A 17,667-nucleotide genomic window follows, 5' to 3' on the forward strand; every position below is an offset into this window, starting at 1 on the left:
GGCGTGCTGGGTGACGTCGGTCTTGCGCATAGTTTCGAAGGGGAAAGTTGTTCTCATTACACAACGTATACCCCCGCCGTCCCGTTGACAGGGCGGCGGGATTTTTCAACAGCCTGTTAAGCGCGCGCGATTGACGCAACCGTTCGCTGGCGCACCTTCGTCACATTTTCGATCACGCGAGTGGCCGCAGCCGTTGCACCCCAAGTACGGGTGTCAGGTCTGACATTCGGACATTTCGTCCTAACAATGTCCGAATGTCAGACCTGACACCAGTTTTTCGCACACAAAAAGGGCGCCGCAACTCCGTTCTTTTACTGACGATCTACCCGATCAGAACTTGTACTTCAGGTTCAGGTACAACAATCCGGGCGTGTCGATCATCCAGTACTGCTACTCGGGCGTCAATTGCATCGGCACCGGCAACATCACCGCCAACAACCTGGTGTACGGCAACGGCAGGGGCATTTCGCTGAGGACGGGCACCGCTACCGGCACCATCGCGCTGAACCCGCTGTTCGTCAACTACCAGGCCAATGGCACCGGTAACTATCGTCTGCAGAGCAGTTCGCCGGCGATCGACAAGGGCCTGGCTGCCTCGGCGCCGACAACTGACATCGATTACTACGCACGCCCTCGCGGCGCCGCGCATGACATCGGTGCGTATGAAAGCTTCTAAGCAGTAGGCACCACGCTGCCCTGCCCGGACCCCGCGCGAAGCTGAGCTTCGCGCGGGTATTTTTTTATGTTGTTTTTACAAGAATAGTTCGCTGCGCTACCCGTCCGATTGCGTCGTTTCAATACGCGGTACTTCTGCGTTGATATCGTCTGATAACGACCTGACAACACTGGGATCCCGTGAATATTCTGCTGATTAATCACTATGCCGGTTCGCTGCGGCACGGCATGGAATACCGGCCTTACTATCTGGCGCGCGAGTGGCGTCGCCTTGGCCACCAGGTCAGGATAGTCGCTTCGGCCCGCTCGCACGTGCGCGCCGAGAGCCCGCGCCTGGGCGGTCTGTCGCGTCTGGACGAAACCATCGATGGCATCGACTACACCTGGTTCGACACGCCGGCCTACTCCGGCAACGGCGCCACGCGCGCGCTCAATATGGCGTCGTTTGTGCTGCGGCTGTACCGCGAAGCGGCCAGCCTGGCGCACGGTTTCAAGCCCGATGTCGTCATCGCGTCGAGCACCTATCCGCTCGACATCTGGCCGGCGCACCGCATCGCCCGGCTGGCCTGCGCGCGCCTGTTGTTCGAGGTGCACGACCTGTGGCCGCTGTCGCCGATGGAGCTGGGCGGCCGCTCGAAATGGCACCCCTTCATCATGCTGCTGCAGGCCGCCGAGAACTACGCCTGCCGCCATTCGAACGCGGTCGTCTCGATCCTGCCCAACGTGCGCGACCATCTCGAAGCGCACGGCATGGCGCCCGACAAGCTGCACCTGGTGCCGAACGGCACCGACCCGGCCGAGTGGCTGCGCGAGGTGCAGCCGCTGGCCGGCCCCTCCGCCGACACGCTGTCGGCGCTGCGCCGGCGCGGCCAGTTCGTCGTCGGCTTCGCCGGCAGCCATGGCGTGGCCAACGCGCTCGACACCTACCTCGACGCTGCCGCGATGATGCGCCACGAGCCGGTGGCGTTCGTGCTCGCCGGCGGCGGCCCGGAAAAAGCGCGCCTGCAACGGCGCGCGCGCGACGAGGGGCTGCACAACGTCGTGTTCATCAATCCGGTACCGAAGGATCACGTGCCGGCTCTGCTGCAGTGCTTCGACCTGGCCTACATCGGCCTGCAGCGCCAGCCGCTGTTTCGCTTCGGCGTCGCCCCCAACAAGCTGATCGACTACATGATGGCGGCGCGCCCGGTGCTGTACGCGATCGAGTCGGGCAATGACCTGGTGAGCGAATCGGGCTGCGGCCTGGCGGTGCGCGCCGAAGACGCCGCCGCCGTCACGCAGGGCGTGCGCAGCATGCTGGCGATGGATCCCGCGCAGCGCAAGGCGATGGGACAGCGTGGCAAGAAATTCGTCCTCGAAAACCTGACCTACCCCGTGCTGGGAGAACGATTCTTGAAGGCCTGCGCCTGACTGTGGCGCAGGCATTGTGCAGCGATGTTGTTAACCAGGAAAAAAAACATGACCGGACCGAACGTGGCGCCAACGGATGCCCTGCCCTTTTTGCCCTTCGCCCTGCCTGACATCGGCGAAGAAGAAATTGCCGAAGTCGTTGCCTGCCTGCGCTCTGGCTGGGTGACCACCGGACCCAAAACACGCCAGTTCGAGCAGGAGTTCGGCGCCTATCTGGGCGGCGGCCTGGAAACGGTCTCTGTCAATTCAGCCACCGCCGGCCTGCACCTGGCGCTCGAGGCGCTCGGCATCGGCCCCGGCGACGAAGTGATCGTGCCGACCATGACGTTTACCGCTACCGCCGAAGTGGTGCGCTACCTCGGCGCGCAGCCGGTGCTGGTCGACGTCAACCCCGTCACTCTGAACATCGAGGCGGCCGCCATCGAAGCGGCCATCACGCCGCGTACCAAAGCGGTGATTCCGGTGCACTATGCCGGCCTGGCGTGCGACATGGATGCAATCCTCGAGGTCGCGGCCAGGCACCGGCTGCGCGTCGTCGAAGATGCGGCGCACGCGTTCCCCACCGTCTACAAGGGCCAGCTGGTCGGCACCCTCGGCAGCGACGTCACGGTTTTCAGTTTCTACGCCAACAAGACCATGACGACCGGTGAAGGCGGCATGGTGGTTACGCGCGATGCGGCATTGGCCGCGCGGGTTCGGCTGATGCGCATCCACGGCATCAAGCAGGACGCGTTCGCCCGTTACACCTCGACCAGCCCGGCGTGGTTTTACGAAGTCGTCGCGGCCGGCTTCAAGTACAACCTGACCGATATCGCCGCCGCCATCGGCGTGCAGCAGCTGCGCAAGATCGACCGCTTCCTGCTGCGCCGCAAGGCCCTGGCGCAGGCTTACTTCGACGGCTTGAAGGGGCTGCCGCTGCAGCTGCCGCCCGATGCCGCCGCCGGCAGCGGCCATGCCTGGCACCTTTTTGTGGTGCGGCTGGCCGAAGCCGCCCCGCTCGGCCGCGATGCGCTGATCGCCGGCCTGTCGACGCTGGGCATCGGCACCAGCGTCCACTTCATTCCGCTGCATCGTCACCCCTACTGGCGCGACAGTGGCGACCTGTTGCCGCAACAGTTCCCGGCTGCCGAAGCAAGCTACGCATCGATGCTGACACTGCCCTTGTATACCAAGATGAGCGACGCCGAGCACCAGCGGGTGATTGCCGGCGTGCGCGAACTGCTGTCATGAGCAAACGCCTGTTCGACATTGCCGCGTCGCTGGCCGGGCTGATCGTGCTGGCGCCGCTGTTCGTGCTGGCGGCGCTGTGGATCAGGCTCGACTCGCCCGGTCCGGTGTTTTTCCGCCAGCAGCGGGTCGGACGGCACGGCGAGCTGTTTTCAATTTACAAGTTTCGCACGATGGCGGCGACGCCCGACACGTCGGCCCAGCTGACGATCGGGCAAGATCGCCGCATCACCGGCGCCGGCGCCTTCCTGCGCAAGCACAAGCTGGACGAACTGCCGCAGCTGATCAACGTTTTGCACGGTACCATGAGCCTGGTGGGGCCGCGGCCGGAAGTACCGCGCTACGTTGCCTGCTACCCGCCGGCGGTGCGCGCCATCGTGCTGTCGGTCGCGCCCGGAATTACCGACTGGGCCTCGATCCTGTACCGCGAGGAAAGCGACATTCTTGGCCGCGCCGTCGATCCCGAGCGCGCCTATGTCGATACCATCCTGCCCACCAAGCTCGACTATTACGTCCGCTATGTCAGGGAACGCAGCTTCTGGACCGACGTGCGCATCATAGCCAGCACCTTGACCGCCCTCCTGCATTGATGAGGCGGTATGGCGTACTCGGACAAATTACTGCACCTCGGCGACATTTCCCTGACCCTGGCCGCCGCCGCCGGCATCGCCGCCTGGCTGCTCGCTGCGCGCGCCTGGCGCGTGGCGCTCTGGTGGAGCGTGCTGTTCGCCGCCGGGATCGGCCTGGTCGGCGCCTCGAAGATCGCCTACCTCGCGTGGGGTAACGCGCTGCCGGGGCTCGAGTTCAAGGCCGCCAGCGGCCATGCGGCAGGCATCACCGCCATCGCTCCGTTGCTGTTCTACCTGCTCATTCGGCACCGCGGCCAGGCTGCGCGGGCCGCCGCCATCGCCGCCGGGCTGGCGCTCGGGGTGCTGATGGGCGTGCTGCTGGTCACCGGCGGCGAGCATAGTGCGGCCGAGGCGATGGCGGGCTGGATGCTCGGCGCCACCGTCAGCCTCGGCGGCATCTGGCTGGCCGGCGACTTGCCGGCGCAACGCCCCGCCCACGGCATGCTGTGCCTGGCGATCGTGTTCGCGACCGCAGCCTGGATGATGCGTTCGTTTCCCTTCGGCTATCTGATGTATCGCACCGCCCGTATTTTATCCGGCAACGCCGTGCCCTTTCCATGGGGCTGAGCACACTTAACGAGGACATCATCATGCGCAAGAAAACAAATATGCCGAGCCTGGCATTCCAGAAGCACAGCCAGCTCGGCGAGGACAGCTGGCATTCCATACTGATATCACTGTTGCGCGGCCTGGCCGCTTTCGAGGTGGCCGCCGCCCACCTCCGGGCGGTCATGTATCCGGGCCTGCGCACGATCCAGGATCCATCGCTGGCGTATCAGGCATTGGCGTTTTTCACCGGTTTCGGGCACCAGGCCGTGCTGCTGTTTTTCGTCATCAGCGGCTGGCTGGTCGGCGGCAGCCTGCTCAACCGGGCTGGCCAGCCCGACGCCATCGCGAATTATGCGATCGACCGCATGTCGCGCTTGTGGACGGTGCTCATTCCCACGTTCGCGCTGACCTTGCTGTTTAGCCTTGGCACCGGCGAGACCGTGTGGGGAGGCATCGATGTGTCTCCCGCCAACGAGTTTTCCGCCGCCGCCTTCGCCGGCAACCTGGTCGGCCTGCAGGGCGGCGTCGCCGTGCCCGAATTCGGCGGCAACTTCCCGCTCTGGAGCCTGGCCAACGAGACCTGGTATTACGTGATGTTTCCGCTGCTGGTGCTGATGTTTACGGCGCGCCGGCTCGTTAATCGCACGGCGTGCGCGCTGAGTCTGGTGGCGCTGGCCGCTTTCCTGCCGCACAACATCGTGCTGTATTTCTCGATCTGGCTGCTCGGCGTGGCATTCTCGCGCCTGCGCATCGAGGCAGGACTGGTTGCGCGCTGCGTCTGGCTGGTACTGCTGCTGGCGGTGTCGGTGTATTCCCGCCTCACTGGCACCAACGACGACATCGGACCGCAGACCTATATGCAAGACCTGGTGTGCAGCCTGATGTTCCTGGTATTTTTGTCGAGCCTGCAATTCCAGGCGGCGCCGGCATCGAAATGGCAGCGGCCGCTGGCAGGCATCGGCAAGTTCTTCGCCGAATTCTCGTTCACCTTGTATGTGCTGCACGTGCCGTTGATCGTCCTGATGCAGCACTGGATGACCGGCCTCTACGGACTGCGCCATCTCTCGCCTGCCGCGCCGCTGCATTTCGCCATTTACTTCGGCATGCTGGCCCTGGTGATGCTTGGCGCATATCTGGCATACCGGATGTTCGAATCGCAGACTTACCGGATCCGCCGGCTGATCAAAGACCGACTGTCGGGCCACGGCACGCCGTTGCCGGCCGGGCGCACCGCGCCCGCGGACAGTTGACGTCAGACTCGGCGCTTCATTCGACCATGGCACGGTGCCGTGCCGCTGACAAATGCCTAAACTGCGGGGCGTAGCAGTCCCACATTGAAGTCAAAGCCCCGAGCGCTTACCGGAAAACGGGTCAGACCCGGTTTTCAATGCGGATCAGCGCGGACGCCGATGAGCACGTTCCCGTTTGGCGGGCCGGCGCGCTCGGCTGGACTGGTGGCGCAGCGGCGATCGGGCGCCTTGAGGTACCGGGCCTGTCTGAACAGCAGGGATTGAAGAAGCGTCGACGGCGCAGCTGCCGTCAGAAAAGCCGCCGCGCCGTGAACGGCAGCGGCGGCCTGGCGTGGTAACTAGGCCGAGTAGCCGAGCTGGGCGGCGGCGTCGTCGCTGTAGTCGCGGCGGCCGCCAAGGCGCAGCGCCATGTCGTTGAACAGCACGCCCTGCGGCGCGATGCCGGCGTGGTTGAGGTGCTTGATCGACTCGTTGATCTCGGCTTCGGTGGTGATGCCGGCGCGCGTCAGGATGAAGACGGCGCCGGCGTGCGCGCCAATGATCAGCGCGTCGGCCACCGCCAGGATCGGCGGCGGATCGAGCAGCACCAGGTCGTAATTGGCGCTGAGTGTCTCGAGCAGCGAGCCAAAATTGAGGTGCAAAAGGAACTCGGAGCGGTTCGGCGGCAACGGCCCGGTCGGGATGAAGTCGAGGTTTTCCATCACGCCGCGATGGATCACTTGCTCGACCGGCAAGGAACCGGTGATCGCCTTCGACAGCCCCTGGTCGCGGCTGAGCCCGAAATAGCGGTGCAGCTGGCCGGTGCGCAGGTCGGCGTCGATCAGCAGCACGCGCTTGCCGCTGGCCGCCATCACGGCGGCGAAGTTGGCGGCGACGAACGACTTGCCCAGGTTGCGGGTGGGCCCGGCCAGCATGACGATATTGTTCTTGAAGTGCGGCATCGAGAACTGCAGCGCGGCGCGGAAACTGCGCAGGCTCTCGATGGCGATGTCTTCCGGCATCGCGTGCGCCAGCAGCGGCAGCAGCGCGCCGTCGCCGCGCACCATTTTCATCAGCTTTTCCTGGTTCGCGCTGTGGGGAATGGTGGCGTACACGACGCGCGCGCGCAGCAGGCGCTCGATCGTTTGCGGGTCGTCGATGCCGCCCTTCATTGCCTTTCGGGCAATGGCAACGACGCTGCCCAGGAACAGGCCCATCACCGTCGCCAGCACCATGATCACTGGCCGGTTCGGTTTGAGCGCCTTTTCCGGCGGCATCGGCGCGTCGATCATGCGCACATTGCTGACCCGGCCGACGGAAATGAGGCGCAGCTGTTGCGCCGTATTCGACAGCGCCGTGTACAGGTCGGTGTTGACCTTGATCTCGCGCGTCAGCCGCGTCTCGTCCTGCTCCAGCACCGGCAAGGTGCGAATGCGCCGGGCGACATCGTCGATCTCGGCGTCGACCTCGCGGCGCTGGCCGTTGACGCCCTGGACGATCGGGTGGTTCTCGGTAAAGCGCGACAGCAGCTCGGTCTTCTTCTGGATCAGGTCGAGCCGGCGGGTGCGCGCGGCGGCCGCCTGTTGCAGGCTCATGCGCGCTTCCTCGCGCAAGTCGATGGTGCCGTGCGTGTTGCGGAAATGGTTATAGCGGTCTTCCGACTGCTCGAGCTGGCGCTTCAGGATCGGCAGCTGCTGGTTGAGGAAGGCCAGCGATTTTTCCGCTTCCTCCGTCTTGCGCGCCAAGTTCTGGCGCATGTATTCGCGGCCGATTTCGCTGAGCAGCTGATTGATGCGCTTGGCGCTTTCCCCCTGCAGCTTGACTTCAATGACGCCCGACTGCTTGCCCTGCTCGCTGATGACCATCGCGTTCTGGATGCGCTGGATGGTGCCCAGGCGCGACATGCGGCGCAGCGTGAACTCGGCGCCGGGGCGCGCGCTCATGCGCTCGACCTTCAGCTCGACGTTGCCGTCGGCAGTGCTCACCAGGTAGCGCTTGCCGACCGCGCCTTCGAACGGGGGCGCCCCGCCGCCGCCGCCGAAGCGGTAGCGCCCGTCGGCCAGCGCGGTGACCACAAACTCGCGATTGAGCACGGTGTCGGGCACGTTGAACGCGGCCACCTCGATCTTCTCGCCGCCCCATACGTAGCCGCCCCAGCCGAATATGCCGGGCTCGGCGAGCTCGCCCTTGGCCTGGTTGGCAATCCAGAAGCCGCCAATGGGGAAATACTTCGGCTGCGCCTCGACATACAGCTGCAGGTTGTCGACCGCGCGCGAAATGACCATGCGCGAGCGCAGCAGTTCCATTTCGGCGATCGCCGCCTTTTTCGTTTCGAACAGCGACGACGCTTCGCTGAGGATGTTTTTCGACGCGTTCGGACTTTCCTCCTCGACGTGGATCATCAAGTTCGCCTCGTACACCGGCTTGACGATCAGCACGTACAGCAGCGCCACGAGCATCACCACCGCGGTGACCGCTCCCACCAGCGCCCGACTTTCCCAGATTGTCTGGAAATGGGACTTCAGGTCGACCGGCGCGTCATCGCCGGAAATATCCGGCGCGCGCGGATCCCACTGCATATTTAGCGCAGGCAATTCGTGATGCAAAACATTGGAAACGGGATGCTGTTCGCTTGGTTTGTCCATAGGGGATCCTCGGAAGTGCTCAGGGTTTGGTCACCCCGACTGCGGAAGTAAGGGCGCCGGGAATCAGCAGGCTGAGGTTGCGGTGCCAGTTGGCCAGCGGCGAGGCCGCGACATACACGACGTCTTTCGGATGAAGCTCGAAACCTTCGGCCATCGCCATGGCGCCGGTAACGCGCGCGTCGAGCTGGTAGACGCGCGTGCCCTCGCCGGTCTTGCGCACCACATACACCTGGCGCGCATCGCCCGACAGCGGGCTGACGCCGCCCGATTCGCCCAGCGCTTCATTGAGCGTCAGGCGGCCGTTATGCATCGTCAGTGCGCGCGGCGTGACCACTTCGCCGGAGACGAACACCTTGCTCTCGTCGCGTGAATGGATGCGCACGACGTCGCCGGGCGCGAGCATGACGTTGCCGGGATTGATGCCTTTTTGTACCAGTTCGCGCAGGTCGATGCGGTAGCGCTGGTCGCCGCGCTCGAGCACCAGGCGGCTCTGGTCGGCAGTGGGCAGCAGGCCGCCGGCGCGGTTCAGCGCTTCCATCAGCGTCATCGGGATATCGTTGATGGCCTGCAGGCCTGGCGACTTGACCTCGCCGTCGATGTAGACGCGCTTGCTGCGGTAAGCCTGCACGCGCAAGGTGACGTTGGGCTGGGCAATGTAGCGTGCCAGCTTGCTTGCCAGCAGGTCGCGCGCCTTGTCCTCGGTCAGTCCTTCGAGCTTGAGCGTACCGGCGAACGGGAACTGGATGCGCCCTTCGGAGTCGACGACGAAGCCGGACGGCGGCACGCCGTTGTTGCTCAGCTCAGCCGCGCCGGAGGCCGGCGTGACGACCGTGCCGCCGAGTTCGGGATGGTCCCAGACGACGATCGACAGGATGTCGCCGCGCCCGATGGTGTAGGAAGGCGGATTCGGTTCGACCAGCTTCGACAGGTCCTGGCGCACGGCCGACTCGCGCTTGACCTGTTCGGCCGCGATCAGTTGTGGCGTGATCAGCTCGGTGCGCGGCGCGGCGCCCGCCGGACCGCTCGCTACCGGGTTGCTTTGCCGGCTGCCGAAGAAGCTGCAGCCGGCCAGCGCCAGCGCCAGCAGGCACGCCAGCGCGCGGCCGGCAGCACAAGAAATTGTGGTTTCGATATGAAATTTCATGATTTTTTTGTCCATGTGAAGCACGCCAGCGAATGGCCTTCAGGGCCAGAGTAAGGCCTGTCGCAAGGCAGACCTTGCTGCACATCAAAATGCCTGCTGAACTGAAGTACGCGGCAACAGGGGCGCCGCGAATGGCGCGAACTCATGCATGAATTAACGGTCGCGCCTGGCGGCGCGCGCGCTAGCGCAATTCTTCGAGCAAGCGGAGCGATTCGGCAAAGCTCCAGATGCGGCGAATTTCGATCACGTCGTAGCGGTTGGCGATGTTCGGCGGGAATGCCGAATAACGGGCGTTGAGGCGGATGATGCGGCGCACCGCGTTGTCGGTCTCGGCGTGACCGCTCGAACGGACGATGGTGACCTCCTCGACGCTGCCGTCGCTGCGCAGCGCCACGCTCACCAGCGGCTCGATGCGCACCGCGTCGGCCGCGCGCGGGGCGAACGCCAGGCCGCCGTTGCGTTCGACCTTCTGGCGGAAGCTGTCGACGTACATGCGCACCGGCACGTCCTGCTCGGCGGCGCCGGAGACGAGGCGGCGGCCGCCGCGCTCAGGGTCGTCGCGTACGCGCGGCGGCGGCGCGCCTTTTAACAGATCGATGCCGCCGGTCAGTTCGCGCACTCGATTGCCGATGTCGCTGCCGAGCAGGTTTTTCGGCGCCGTGCTGCCGCCGCCGCCGGCTCCCGCGCCGCCCGGGCCGGCGCCCGTGGTGCCGGCGTCCCGCTGCGCTGCCGCCAGGGCGCGCTCGCGCTCGCCCGCCGCTGCTGCCTGTTCGGCTCGCTGGCGGGCCAGCTGTTCGGACTGCCGCCGGGCCGCCTCGTCGGCCAACTGTTTGGCGACCTGCTCGGCTTGCTGGCGGGCCGCCTGCTCGGTCTGGCGGCGCACCAGTTGCTCCGCCTGCTCAGCGTTCTGCCGTGCCAGCTCCTTGGTCCGCTGCCGGGCTGCCAGCGCTTCCGTTTGCAGAAGCGCCGCCCGCTCCTGCGCACGCTGCCTCAGCGCCAGCTCATCGGCCTGCTGCCTGGCCGCCAGCTGATCGGCCTGCTGCCGGCGCAGTTGTTCCTGCGCCGTGCGTTCATCGGCTTGCTGCTGGCGCAGTGCTGCCTGGCGACTATCGCGTTCGTCGGCCTGCCGGCGCGCTGCAAGTTCATCAGCGCGCCGCTGTTGCTCCAGCTTCAATTCCTGCGCTTGCCGCGCCAGCAGCCGCTCCTGCTGCGCCTTCGCTTCGGCCGCCAGCAGGGCCACCCGCTCCTCGTCCTCCTTGCGCGCCGTCTCGGCCAGCAGCGCCGCCTGCTTGTCGACGCCGTCGTCGGTGCCGTCCTGCGCCGCTTTCGGGTCGGTTCTCTGTTGCTGCGCCTCCTCAGGCTGCGCCATCGGCAGCGCGAAGTCGCTGAGTTTGTTGTCCTGCGCGATCACCTGGGTCGGTGTTTCGACCAGGTCGCTGGGCGGCAGCGGCCGGCGGATGCGGCGCGGTGTGCTGCGTTTGGGCTTGATGGCTTGCGACACGGGCGCCTTCGGCGCCTCGCTCGCCGGCGCGATGACACGCATGCCGGCCGGCGGCACCGGCAACGGCGGCAACGGCAACGGCGGCAACGGCGGCAACGCGTCGAGCGACGGTGCTGCAACGGGCGGCAAGGCCGGCTCGGCGGACGCCAGCTTCACGCTGACCGGCTGCGGCGCGGACGGCGCCGGCAGCCCCAGTCCGGGGACGCCGAACTGCAGCAACAACAGCATCGCGTGCACGAGAATGGATAACAACAGGCCGGTCGCCAGCCTGCGGTTGACGAGGTCAGGTGGTGCGGCGCGGCGATTTGCGGTGGCAGGGCTCATGCAGGACGTAATGGCACAGCAGGAGCCGGGCGTATGGTCGGGCCATCAGCATATCGTGTTCTCAACCGTAAAGCGAGCAGGCACGCTGGGCGCACGTCAATGCCGGCCCGGCGCGCTGATCCTCCAGGTTACCGAACGGCAGGCAGTACAGGAAATCGTCGTCCGCCGTTGCCAGCAGCGCATCGATGATCTGGCGCGCAACACCGCCGCCGCGACATTCCGGGAACACGACGATGCCGCCCAATTCGCCGATGCGCGGCGCGATCGGCGTGATGCGGGCGAGCCCGGCCGGCGCGCCGTCGACCTCGGCGACGAGCTGCACGTCGTCGGCCTCGGACAAGCGATATGCGATGTCGCGATAACGCTGGTTGACCGATTCCAGCTAGGCCGGCGCGGCGATCCTGACGGTGGTGCTCATGGGCGCCTCAGCGGGCGTTTCGCGCGCCCGACCCGCGCCGCGCGCACGCCCTCGATCCAGTCGCGCCCGCCGGCGTCGAGCGCGGCGTCGATCACTTCCTGCGGCAGGCTGTACACCGACGCCCACGCTGCCCGGCCGTCGGCCGTGTTGGTCGGAAAATCGTGGCGCTCGATCGGCCAGCCATACTTGCGCATCAACACCCGCATCACCGTGTTGAGGGCAATCTTGCGGTGTTCAAACAGGCTTTCGACGCCGGCCATGTCGTTTGACGCGAGCAACACGGCGAGCGTTTCGGCCCGTAGCGACGTGCCCATGGTCGGAAAGCGCCCCATCTTCGGCGCCTTGGTATCGTGTATCAAAATCGTGTTCCCATCATCAAGTTCATGTCAGCACCTCGCTGCCGCCGACCGGCTCGGCCAGGTAACTGCTCAGCCAGTCGAATACCTTGGCCGCGCCGGATTCCACCTCGGCGCCGAAGCCGCGCTCGGCCAGCAAGGCGATGCCGTTGGTATGCGCCAGCAGGCCGGGCGCCAGGTGCAGCGCGCCGTCGGCGTCCAGCGTGACGCAAAACGGCGCCAGGCTGCGTTCCAGCAGCGACGCCAGCACCAGGTTGTGCGACGAAACGATCACGACGCTGCTGGCGGCGAGAACGTCCAGCACGGCGGCTGCGGCCGAGACAGATTCAAGGTGGTTGGTGCCGCAAAATATCTCGTCGATGATATACGTTGCCGGCCGCGAATGGGCAGCGGTCGCCAGCAGCTGCCTGGCGCGCTGCAGTTCGGCGATGTACAGGCTCTCGCCGCCGAGCAGCGAATCCTCGTTCTGCATGCTCGCATACACCGGCAGCATCGGCACGCTTGCCCGTCCGGCGTAGCAGAACCCGAACGCGCGCGCCACCAGCAGGTTCAGCCCGATGGTGCGCAGCAGCGTGCTCTTGCCGACGCCGTTCTGGCCAGAGATGAAGGCGCCCTTGCCTTGCAGCGCGATCGACAGCGGGGCCGGCGCCTGCAGCAAAGGATGGACCGCCCGGTCGAGCACGATGCAGTCGTCGCGGCCACGCTCGGCCCAGCACGTCGACGGCGTGTTCAGCAAGTGGCGCGCCAGCGCGATGTCGGCCTCGAGATTGGCGCAGCGCGTGTAACAGTCGCGCAGAAATTCGCGCTGGGCGCGGACGATGGCGATGCCCTTGAAGTAATGGCTGACGTTGGCCAGTACGAACCAGTCGAGGTAGGCGCGCATGCCGGGAACCAGGCTCACGGCGGGCGAGCGCGCCAGGCTGCGGTTGACCTTTCCCACATGCGGCGCGGCGCCGGCGAAGTCGCGCAGCGACGGATGCGGCAACGCGCCCAGCAGGCTGCTGGCGCGCAGCATCATCTGCACCGCGTGCATCGCGCGCTCCCAGGCGCTGACGCGCTGATAGTAGCGAACCTGGATCGCCATCAACTGGTACAGAAAAAATCCCGCGCCCAACCACGCCGCCGGCGACAGCGCCACGGCGGCGACCGACGCCGCCAGGCCGGCAAACAGCAGCCACAAGGTGGCCGACCATGCCGGTATTGGCGGCAAGGCGTCTTCGAACAGCAGCGTGGCAATTTCGGTGTCGGCCGCGCGCAGGGGCGAACTGGCGCGCCGCAGCGCGTCGAGCTGCGCCGGGTCGCTCGTGAGCAAACGCAGGCGCTCGCCCAGCGCGGCGCGCGGCGCGTCGCCCAGGCCGTCGCTCAGGCGCTGGTGCAAGACCTGCTTGCCGAAGATGCTGACCTCGCCGGCGACCATTGCAAAGTATGGGTCGAGCAGCAGCCCTTGCCAGGTCGGCTGATCGACCGTGGCCGTGGCAGGATCGGCGGCGATGCGCTGCAGCTGGCCGATGTCGCCGGCAGTGAAGGGATAGTCGACCGGTTCGGGATCTGCCACATGGAACAGAGAACGGAGCAACGCGGCGGCCTGACGCAGGTACACGGACATTACTTGCTTTCGGATTGATGGTGTTCCGGAAACATTGTACTTCACCGGCGTTGCTGCGGTCGCGGATGGGGCCGTGTCCGAATGTCGGCACTGACCCCGGCGGGTGCGCGCCACAGCGGCGCCGATGCGCGCGATCACGGCCGGGTCGGTGTCGACGCCGAGCAGCACGCGCCAGCTGCGCCCCAGCACTTCGGCGCGCTGGTAGCCGGTCATCCGCCGGCATCAACGCCGGATAAATAATTGAACATTATTGCGATGCCGACCATTCCGACGCGCGGGCACCGTCACGTCAGTTGTGTAGAAACATTGGCGCAGTAACAGGTATCATCCACGGCAGTCATCTGCCCTTGCAATGCAGACTGCCGTTTTCACTTACAAAAACCGGAGATCCCAATTGAAGAATGCCATCCTGCTGCCCCTGATGCTTGCCGCCTTTGCGGCGCATGCGCAGAACGCAACCACATTTGATCCACAACGCCTGTCGCAGCATGTCAAGGTCCTGGCGTCGGACGAATTCGAAGGACGTGCCCCAAATACGCCAGGCGAGACCAGGACGGTCGCCTACCTGATCGAGCAATTCAAGGCCGCCGGCCTGAAGCCTGGCGGCGACATCGTCAAGGGCACGCGCGGCTGGACGCAGGACGTGCCGCTCGGCCGATTCGAGATCAAGGGCCCGGTCACGCTGACCTTAAAGGACGGCAAGAAAAGCGAAACCTTCAGCCAGGGCGAGCAAATGGCCGTGCGCGCCGCGATGAACGGCGCGCGCCGCGTGCAATTCAAGGATGCGCCACTGGTATTTGTCGGTTATGGCGTCAGCGCGCCGGAGCGCCGCTGGGACGATTTCAAAGGCGCCGACTTGAAAGGCAAGCTGGCGGTCGTGCTGATTAACGACCCCGATTTCGAATCGGGCGAAGGCGACTTTGGCGGCAAGGCGATGACCTATTACGGCCGCTGGGGCTACAAGTACGAGGAGATGGCGCGCCGCGGCGCGCTTGGCACCATCATCGTGCACGAAACTGGCCCTGCATCGTACGGCTGGCCGACGGTGAAAAATTCGAATACCAACGTCATGTACGACATCGTCCGCAAGGAGCCAGGCAAATCGCACGCGCCGATGGAAGCGTGGATCCAGCGCGACGTCATTGTCGACCTGTTCAAGCGCGCCGGCCTCGATTTCGAGGCGGCCAAGAAGCAGGCGCAAACGCGTGAATTCACGCCGCTGCCGCTGACCGGCATCACGCTGTCGGCCGGCTATGCCGTCGATGCGCAGGTCATCAAATCGAAAAACGTCGCCGCGCGCATCGAAGGCAGCGAGCGGCCGAAACAGACCGTGCTCTACAGTGCGCACTGGGATCACCTCGGCATCGGCGCGCCAAATGCCAGCGGCGACAAGATCTATAACGGTGCGGTCGACAATGGCACGGGCCTTGCCGCGCTGCTGGAACTGGCGCGCGCGTACGGCAAGGCACCGGCGCCGAAACGCAGCGTGGTATTCCTGGCAGTGACGGCAGAAGAAAAAGGTTTGCTCGGTTCCGAATACTACGCGGCCAATCCGATCTATCCGCTGGCCGATACTGCCGGCGTGATCAACATGGATGCCCTGAGTCCCAATGGGCCGGCGCGTACCTTTACCATTTCTGGCAACGCGAAACTCGACCTGCTCGATCAACTCGTCACCAAGGCGCAGCAGTGGAAACTGACGTATGCGCCCGATCCAAAACCGGAAGCGGGTTACTTTTTCCGCTCCGATCACTTCCCGTTCGCCAAGCGCGGCGTGCCGGCCATTTCGTACGGTTCCGGGCGTGACTGGGTCGACGGCGGCGTGGCGGCGGGCGACGCTTCGGAAAAGGCGTACACCAATAACGACTACCACCAGGCGTCGGACGAGTGGAGCGCGAAGTGGCCATTTACCGGCATGGCGCGCGACCTGGAAATCGTGTATTCGCTGGGCCGCGACCTGGCCGACTCGGGCACATGGCCGAACTGGTCACAGGACTCCGAGTTTCGCGTAGTGCGGGAAAAGACTGCCGGCCAACGCAAGTAATGTGTAAGCGCCTCCGCTGTCGCGTAAGCGACGGTGGAGGCGCTATTGAATGATTTTGCTTCCTTCCCTGCGGGCGCCTACCGCCTTCATGTACTCCACCAGCGCCCATCGCTGTGCGTCGCTAAAACCGGCATTGCCGTAGTCGTGACCCAAGTTTGAATTGCCGGCAATCGCCTGGCCCGACGCGTCGTGCGGCGCGAACACGAAGCTATTTTCAGCCGTTTCGCCGGTGACAAAACCGACCTTGCCCGGATCGAACTCGCGCGTGCCGAGCCGGAACGAACGGGGCCGGCGCTCCGGCGGCAGCAGCAAGTCATACAGCGTCGGCACCGATCCATTGTGCAAGTAGGGCGCGGTTGCCCATACGCCCGTCAACGGACGGCCCTTGTACGCCATGCGCGAATCGTCGCTCAATTTCATGCAGCGTTGCAGCCGCTTCTCCTTGTCCGGCTCGAACAATTCGTGGACCGCGCTCGCGTCTTCCAGCGACAGCGGTTTTCCCCAGTTGAAGAAATTCGCCGACACAAGAATCGTCTCGATATCCCGGCGATCGACGGCTGCATCGATGACTTCGTCGCGGCGGTTGAAGATCGCGCCGATTACGGTGGTGCCGAGCAAATCCGACAGCTGCTCGACCTGGCCATAACGCCGGCCGATGAACAGACGCTCGCGCGTGTTGTACAGCACGCCTGTCATTGCCTGATATGCGTAAGCATTGCATGCCATCCAAGGATCGGTACCGAGCGGCTGGCTGCCGAAAACGGGCGTGAGCGTGGCGACAAAGCGCGTGCTCAAGTCGTCGCGCGCGAGCACCTGGTGGCAGGACGCGCATCCGTTGGCCTGGTTGAAGAGAAGCTTGCCGGCTTCCCATTTGTCGGCGTCGATCGGCGGCAGCGCCTCGGGCCACGCCGGCGCCTTGAGCTTGCGCACCAGGGTGTCCAGCGTCAGCAGGTTTTTCACATGGGCACTGGTCTGGTAGCCGTTGCGCGCGGTCGCCGTTCCCGGTGCAGTGAAGGCCAGGTCGGCAAACACGCCCGTCACCTCGCCGACGTTCCTGCCAAGCGCGCCGATATCGATCGCGCCGATACGTTGATTGGAGGCCATACCATTCCACTGCACCACATCGTGCTGCGACGTGTTCCACAGGAACGGATAGCTGACGGGGGCATCGGACGGATTGATCGGCTGGCCGGCGCCGCCTGTCTTCAGCAGGATGTTGTTGAAAATATGTCCGAACGCATCGACGCGCGCAAACCCGTACTGCAGATCAGTGTGGTTGGCCTGCTCGACGCGAGTCTGCCAGCGCAGCATTGACTCCACCGCGTCGCGCAACATGCTCCGGTTGCCCGCATCGTCGGCGCCGGCCAGCACCTGGCCGGAGAACCGGTCCCATTTGCGCTGGTCGCGCAGCACCGTCGCCAGCGCGCCGTTCATCGATTGCATGAACGATTGGAAATCGGCCAGGGCCGGCGCGCCTTCGATGCGCATGCGCTTGCCCTTGAACGTGAGCTCGGCCGTATGGCAGGCGGCGCAATTCATGCCAACCCATGCTTCGCGCTCGCCCTGCCCCTTCTTCCAGCGCAGCCGGCTCACGTCCGAGAACATGCGGTCGCTCTGGTCATCGACGACAAATCCCACCGGCAACGGCGTGGGATCGATCAGATACCGAAAAGAATCGATATGGCTGGGCTGCAGGAAAGGCCGATCGACATCGGGCCGTTCGAGCGCCATCAGCCATGCGCGCGGGATCAGCCGCGATCCCTGAGAAAGACTGTGCCATTGCGCCTTTTCGGCAATGGTCCAGCCCTGATCGACCGGCACCAGTTCGGGGGTGCTCACGGCCGCCGCGCCGAGCGCGGCAAGGGCGACGAGAGCGCCGCCGAGGGAGACGTTGATGAAGCCCATCGCGA

Annotated in this window: 15 protein-coding genes; 8 read left to right on the top strand and 7 right to left on the bottom strand. The window is 65.2% G+C overall.

Going from position 1 to position 17,667, the window contains the following annotated elements; genetic code table 11:
• The first annotated feature begins 337 nt into the window (after positions 1-337).
• The 6 genes from ACP7DD_RS23780 to ACP7DD_RS23805 all read left to right on the top strand — a co-directional run bounded on the left by ACP7DD_RS23780 (position 338) and on the right by ACP7DD_RS23805 (position 5,740).
• On the top strand, positions 338-676 hold the full coding sequence (locus tag ACP7DD_RS23780; RefSeq protein ID WP_426177507.1) for a choice-of-anchor Q domain-containing protein: 339 nt from the start codon (positions 338-340) through the stop codon (positions 674-676).
• A 179-nt stretch (positions 677-855) separates the two neighbouring features.
• Positions 856-2,085: a glycosyltransferase family 4 protein gene (locus ACP7DD_RS23785; RefSeq protein ID WP_426177509.1), complete on the top strand. Its 1,230-nt coding sequence runs from the start codon at positions 856-858 to the stop codon at positions 2,083-2,085.
• A 48-nt stretch (positions 2,086-2,133) separates the two neighbouring features.
• Positions 2,134-3,315 (top strand): DegT/DnrJ/EryC1/StrS family aminotransferase, encoded by a 1,182-nt coding sequence (locus ACP7DD_RS23790; RefSeq protein WP_426177511.1) that lies wholly within the window; start codon positions 2,134-2,136, stop codon positions 3,313-3,315.
• On the top strand, positions 3,312-3,902 hold the full coding sequence (locus tag ACP7DD_RS23795; RefSeq protein WP_426177513.1) for a sugar transferase: 591 nt from the start codon (positions 3,312-3,314) through the stop codon (positions 3,900-3,902). The genes ACP7DD_RS23790 and ACP7DD_RS23795 overlap by 4 nt, the downstream gene beginning before the upstream one ends.
• 9 nt (positions 3,903-3,911) lie before the next feature.
• Positions 3,912-4,508, top strand: coding sequence for a phosphatase PAP2 family protein (locus ACP7DD_RS23800; protein WP_426177515.1), 597 nt, complete (start codon positions 3,912-3,914; stop codon positions 4,506-4,508).
• A 23-nt stretch (positions 4,509-4,531) separates the two neighbouring features.
• Complete coding sequence (locus ACP7DD_RS23805; protein WP_426177517.1) at positions 4,532-5,740, top strand: acyltransferase family protein; 1,209 nt, start codon at positions 4,532-4,534, stop codon at positions 5,738-5,740.
• A 338-nt stretch (positions 5,741-6,078) separates the two neighbouring features.
• Here the strand turns inward: ACP7DD_RS23805 and ACP7DD_RS23810 are convergent, their stop codons facing one another.
• The 6 genes from ACP7DD_RS23810 to ACP7DD_RS23835 all read right to left on the bottom strand — a co-directional run bounded on the left by ACP7DD_RS23810 (position 6,079) and on the right by ACP7DD_RS23835 (position 13,713).
• Complete coding sequence (locus ACP7DD_RS23810) at positions 6,079-8,364, bottom strand: polysaccharide biosynthesis tyrosine autokinase (RefSeq protein WP_426177518.1); 2,286 nt, start codon at positions 8,362-8,364, stop codon at positions 6,079-6,081.
• Positions 8,365-8,383: 19 nt separating this feature from the next.
• Positions 8,384-9,508, bottom strand: coding sequence for a polysaccharide biosynthesis/export family protein (locus ACP7DD_RS23815; RefSeq protein ID WP_426177520.1), 1,125 nt, complete (start codon positions 9,506-9,508; stop codon positions 8,384-8,386).
• A gap of 181 nt (positions 9,509-9,689) precedes the next feature.
• Positions 9,690-11,333 carry a TonB C-terminal domain-containing protein gene (locus tag ACP7DD_RS23820; RefSeq protein ID WP_426177522.1) on the bottom strand — a complete coding sequence of 548 codons (1,644 nt, stop codon included), beginning with the start codon at positions 11,331-11,333 and terminating at the stop codon, positions 9,690-9,692.
• 61 nt (positions 11,334-11,394) lie between these two features.
• Positions 11,395-11,673 carry a GNAT family N-acetyltransferase gene (locus ACP7DD_RS23825; RefSeq protein WP_426177523.1) on the bottom strand — a complete coding sequence of 93 codons (279 nt, stop codon included), beginning with the start codon at positions 11,671-11,673 and terminating at the stop codon, positions 11,395-11,397.
• A gap of 74 nt (positions 11,674-11,747) precedes the next feature.
• Positions 11,748-12,110 carry a hypothetical protein gene (locus ACP7DD_RS23830; protein ID WP_426177525.1) on the bottom strand — a complete coding sequence of 121 codons (363 nt, stop codon included), beginning with the start codon at positions 12,108-12,110 and terminating at the stop codon, positions 11,748-11,750.
• A gap of 22 nt (positions 12,111-12,132) precedes the next feature.
• A complete protein-coding gene (locus ACP7DD_RS23835) occupies positions 12,133-13,713 on the bottom strand; it encodes a MutS-related protein (protein WP_426177527.1) in 1,581 nt (526 codons plus the stop codon).
• Positions 13,714-13,794: 81 nt separating this feature from the next.
• On the opposite strand from ACP7DD_RS23835, the gene ACP7DD_RS23840 reads away from it, so the two are divergent.
• Both ACP7DD_RS23840 and ACP7DD_RS23845 read left to right on the top strand, forming a co-directional pair.
• Complete coding sequence (locus ACP7DD_RS23840) at positions 13,795-13,953, top strand: hypothetical protein (protein WP_426177529.1); 159 nt, start codon at positions 13,795-13,797, stop codon at positions 13,951-13,953.
• 154 nt (positions 13,954-14,107) lie between these two features.
• A complete protein-coding gene (locus tag ACP7DD_RS23845; protein WP_426177531.1) occupies positions 14,108-15,757 on the top strand; it encodes a M28 family metallopeptidase in 1,650 nt (549 codons plus the stop codon).
• 42 nt (positions 15,758-15,799) lie between these two features.
• On the opposite strand, the gene ACP7DD_RS23850 is transcribed toward ACP7DD_RS23845, so the two are convergent.
• On the bottom strand, positions 15,800-17,662 hold the full coding sequence (locus ACP7DD_RS23850) for a di-heme-cytochrome C peroxidase (protein ID WP_426177533.1): 1,863 nt from the start codon (positions 17,660-17,662) through the stop codon (positions 15,800-15,802).
• Positions 17,663-17,667 lie beyond the last annotated feature (5 nt).

The sequence above is a fragment of the Massilia sp. TWR1-2-2 genome, from assembly GCF_049897565.1.
Lineage (GTDB): Bacteria > Pseudomonadota > Gammaproteobacteria > Burkholderiales > Burkholderiaceae_D > JAFCUW01.

Bases quoted from the DNA above. Each gene is read 5' to 3' on its own strand.
- ACP7DD_RS23790 (WP_426177511.1), top strand. From the start codon at position 2,134: ATGACCGGACCGAACGTGGCGCCAACGGATGCCCTGCCCTTTTTGCCC.
- ACP7DD_RS23795 (WP_426177513.1), top strand. From the start codon at position 3,312: ATGAGCAAACGCCTGTTCGACATTGCCGCGTCGCTGGCCGGGCTGATC.
- ACP7DD_RS23800 (WP_426177515.1), top strand. From the start codon at position 3,912: ATGGCGTACTCGGACAAATTACTGCACCTCGGCGACATTTCCCTGACC.
- ACP7DD_RS23805 (WP_426177517.1), top strand. From the start codon at position 4,532: ATGCGCAAGAAAACAAATATGCCGAGCCTGGCATTCCAGAAGCACAGC.
- ACP7DD_RS23810 (WP_426177518.1), bottom strand. From the start codon at position 8,364: ATGGACAAACCAAGCGAACAGCATCCCGTTTCCAATGTTTTGCATCAC.
- ACP7DD_RS23815 (WP_426177520.1), bottom strand. From the start codon at position 9,508: ATGAAATTTCATATCGAAACCACAATTTCTTGTGCTGCCGGCCGCGCG.
- ACP7DD_RS23820 (WP_426177522.1), bottom strand. From the start codon at position 11,333: ATGAGCCCTGCCACCGCAAATCGCCGCGCCGCACCACCTGACCTCGTC.
- ACP7DD_RS23835 (WP_426177527.1), bottom strand. From the start codon at position 13,713: ATGTCCGTGTACCTGCGTCAGGCCGCCGCGTTGCTCCGTTCTCTGTTC.
- ACP7DD_RS23840 (WP_426177529.1), top strand. From the start codon at position 13,795: ATGTCGGCACTGACCCCGGCGGGTGCGCGCCACAGCGGCGCCGATGCG.
- ACP7DD_RS23850 (WP_426177533.1), bottom strand. From the start codon at position 17,662: ATGGGCTTCATCAACGTCTCCCTCGGCGGCGCTCTCGTCGCCCTTGCC.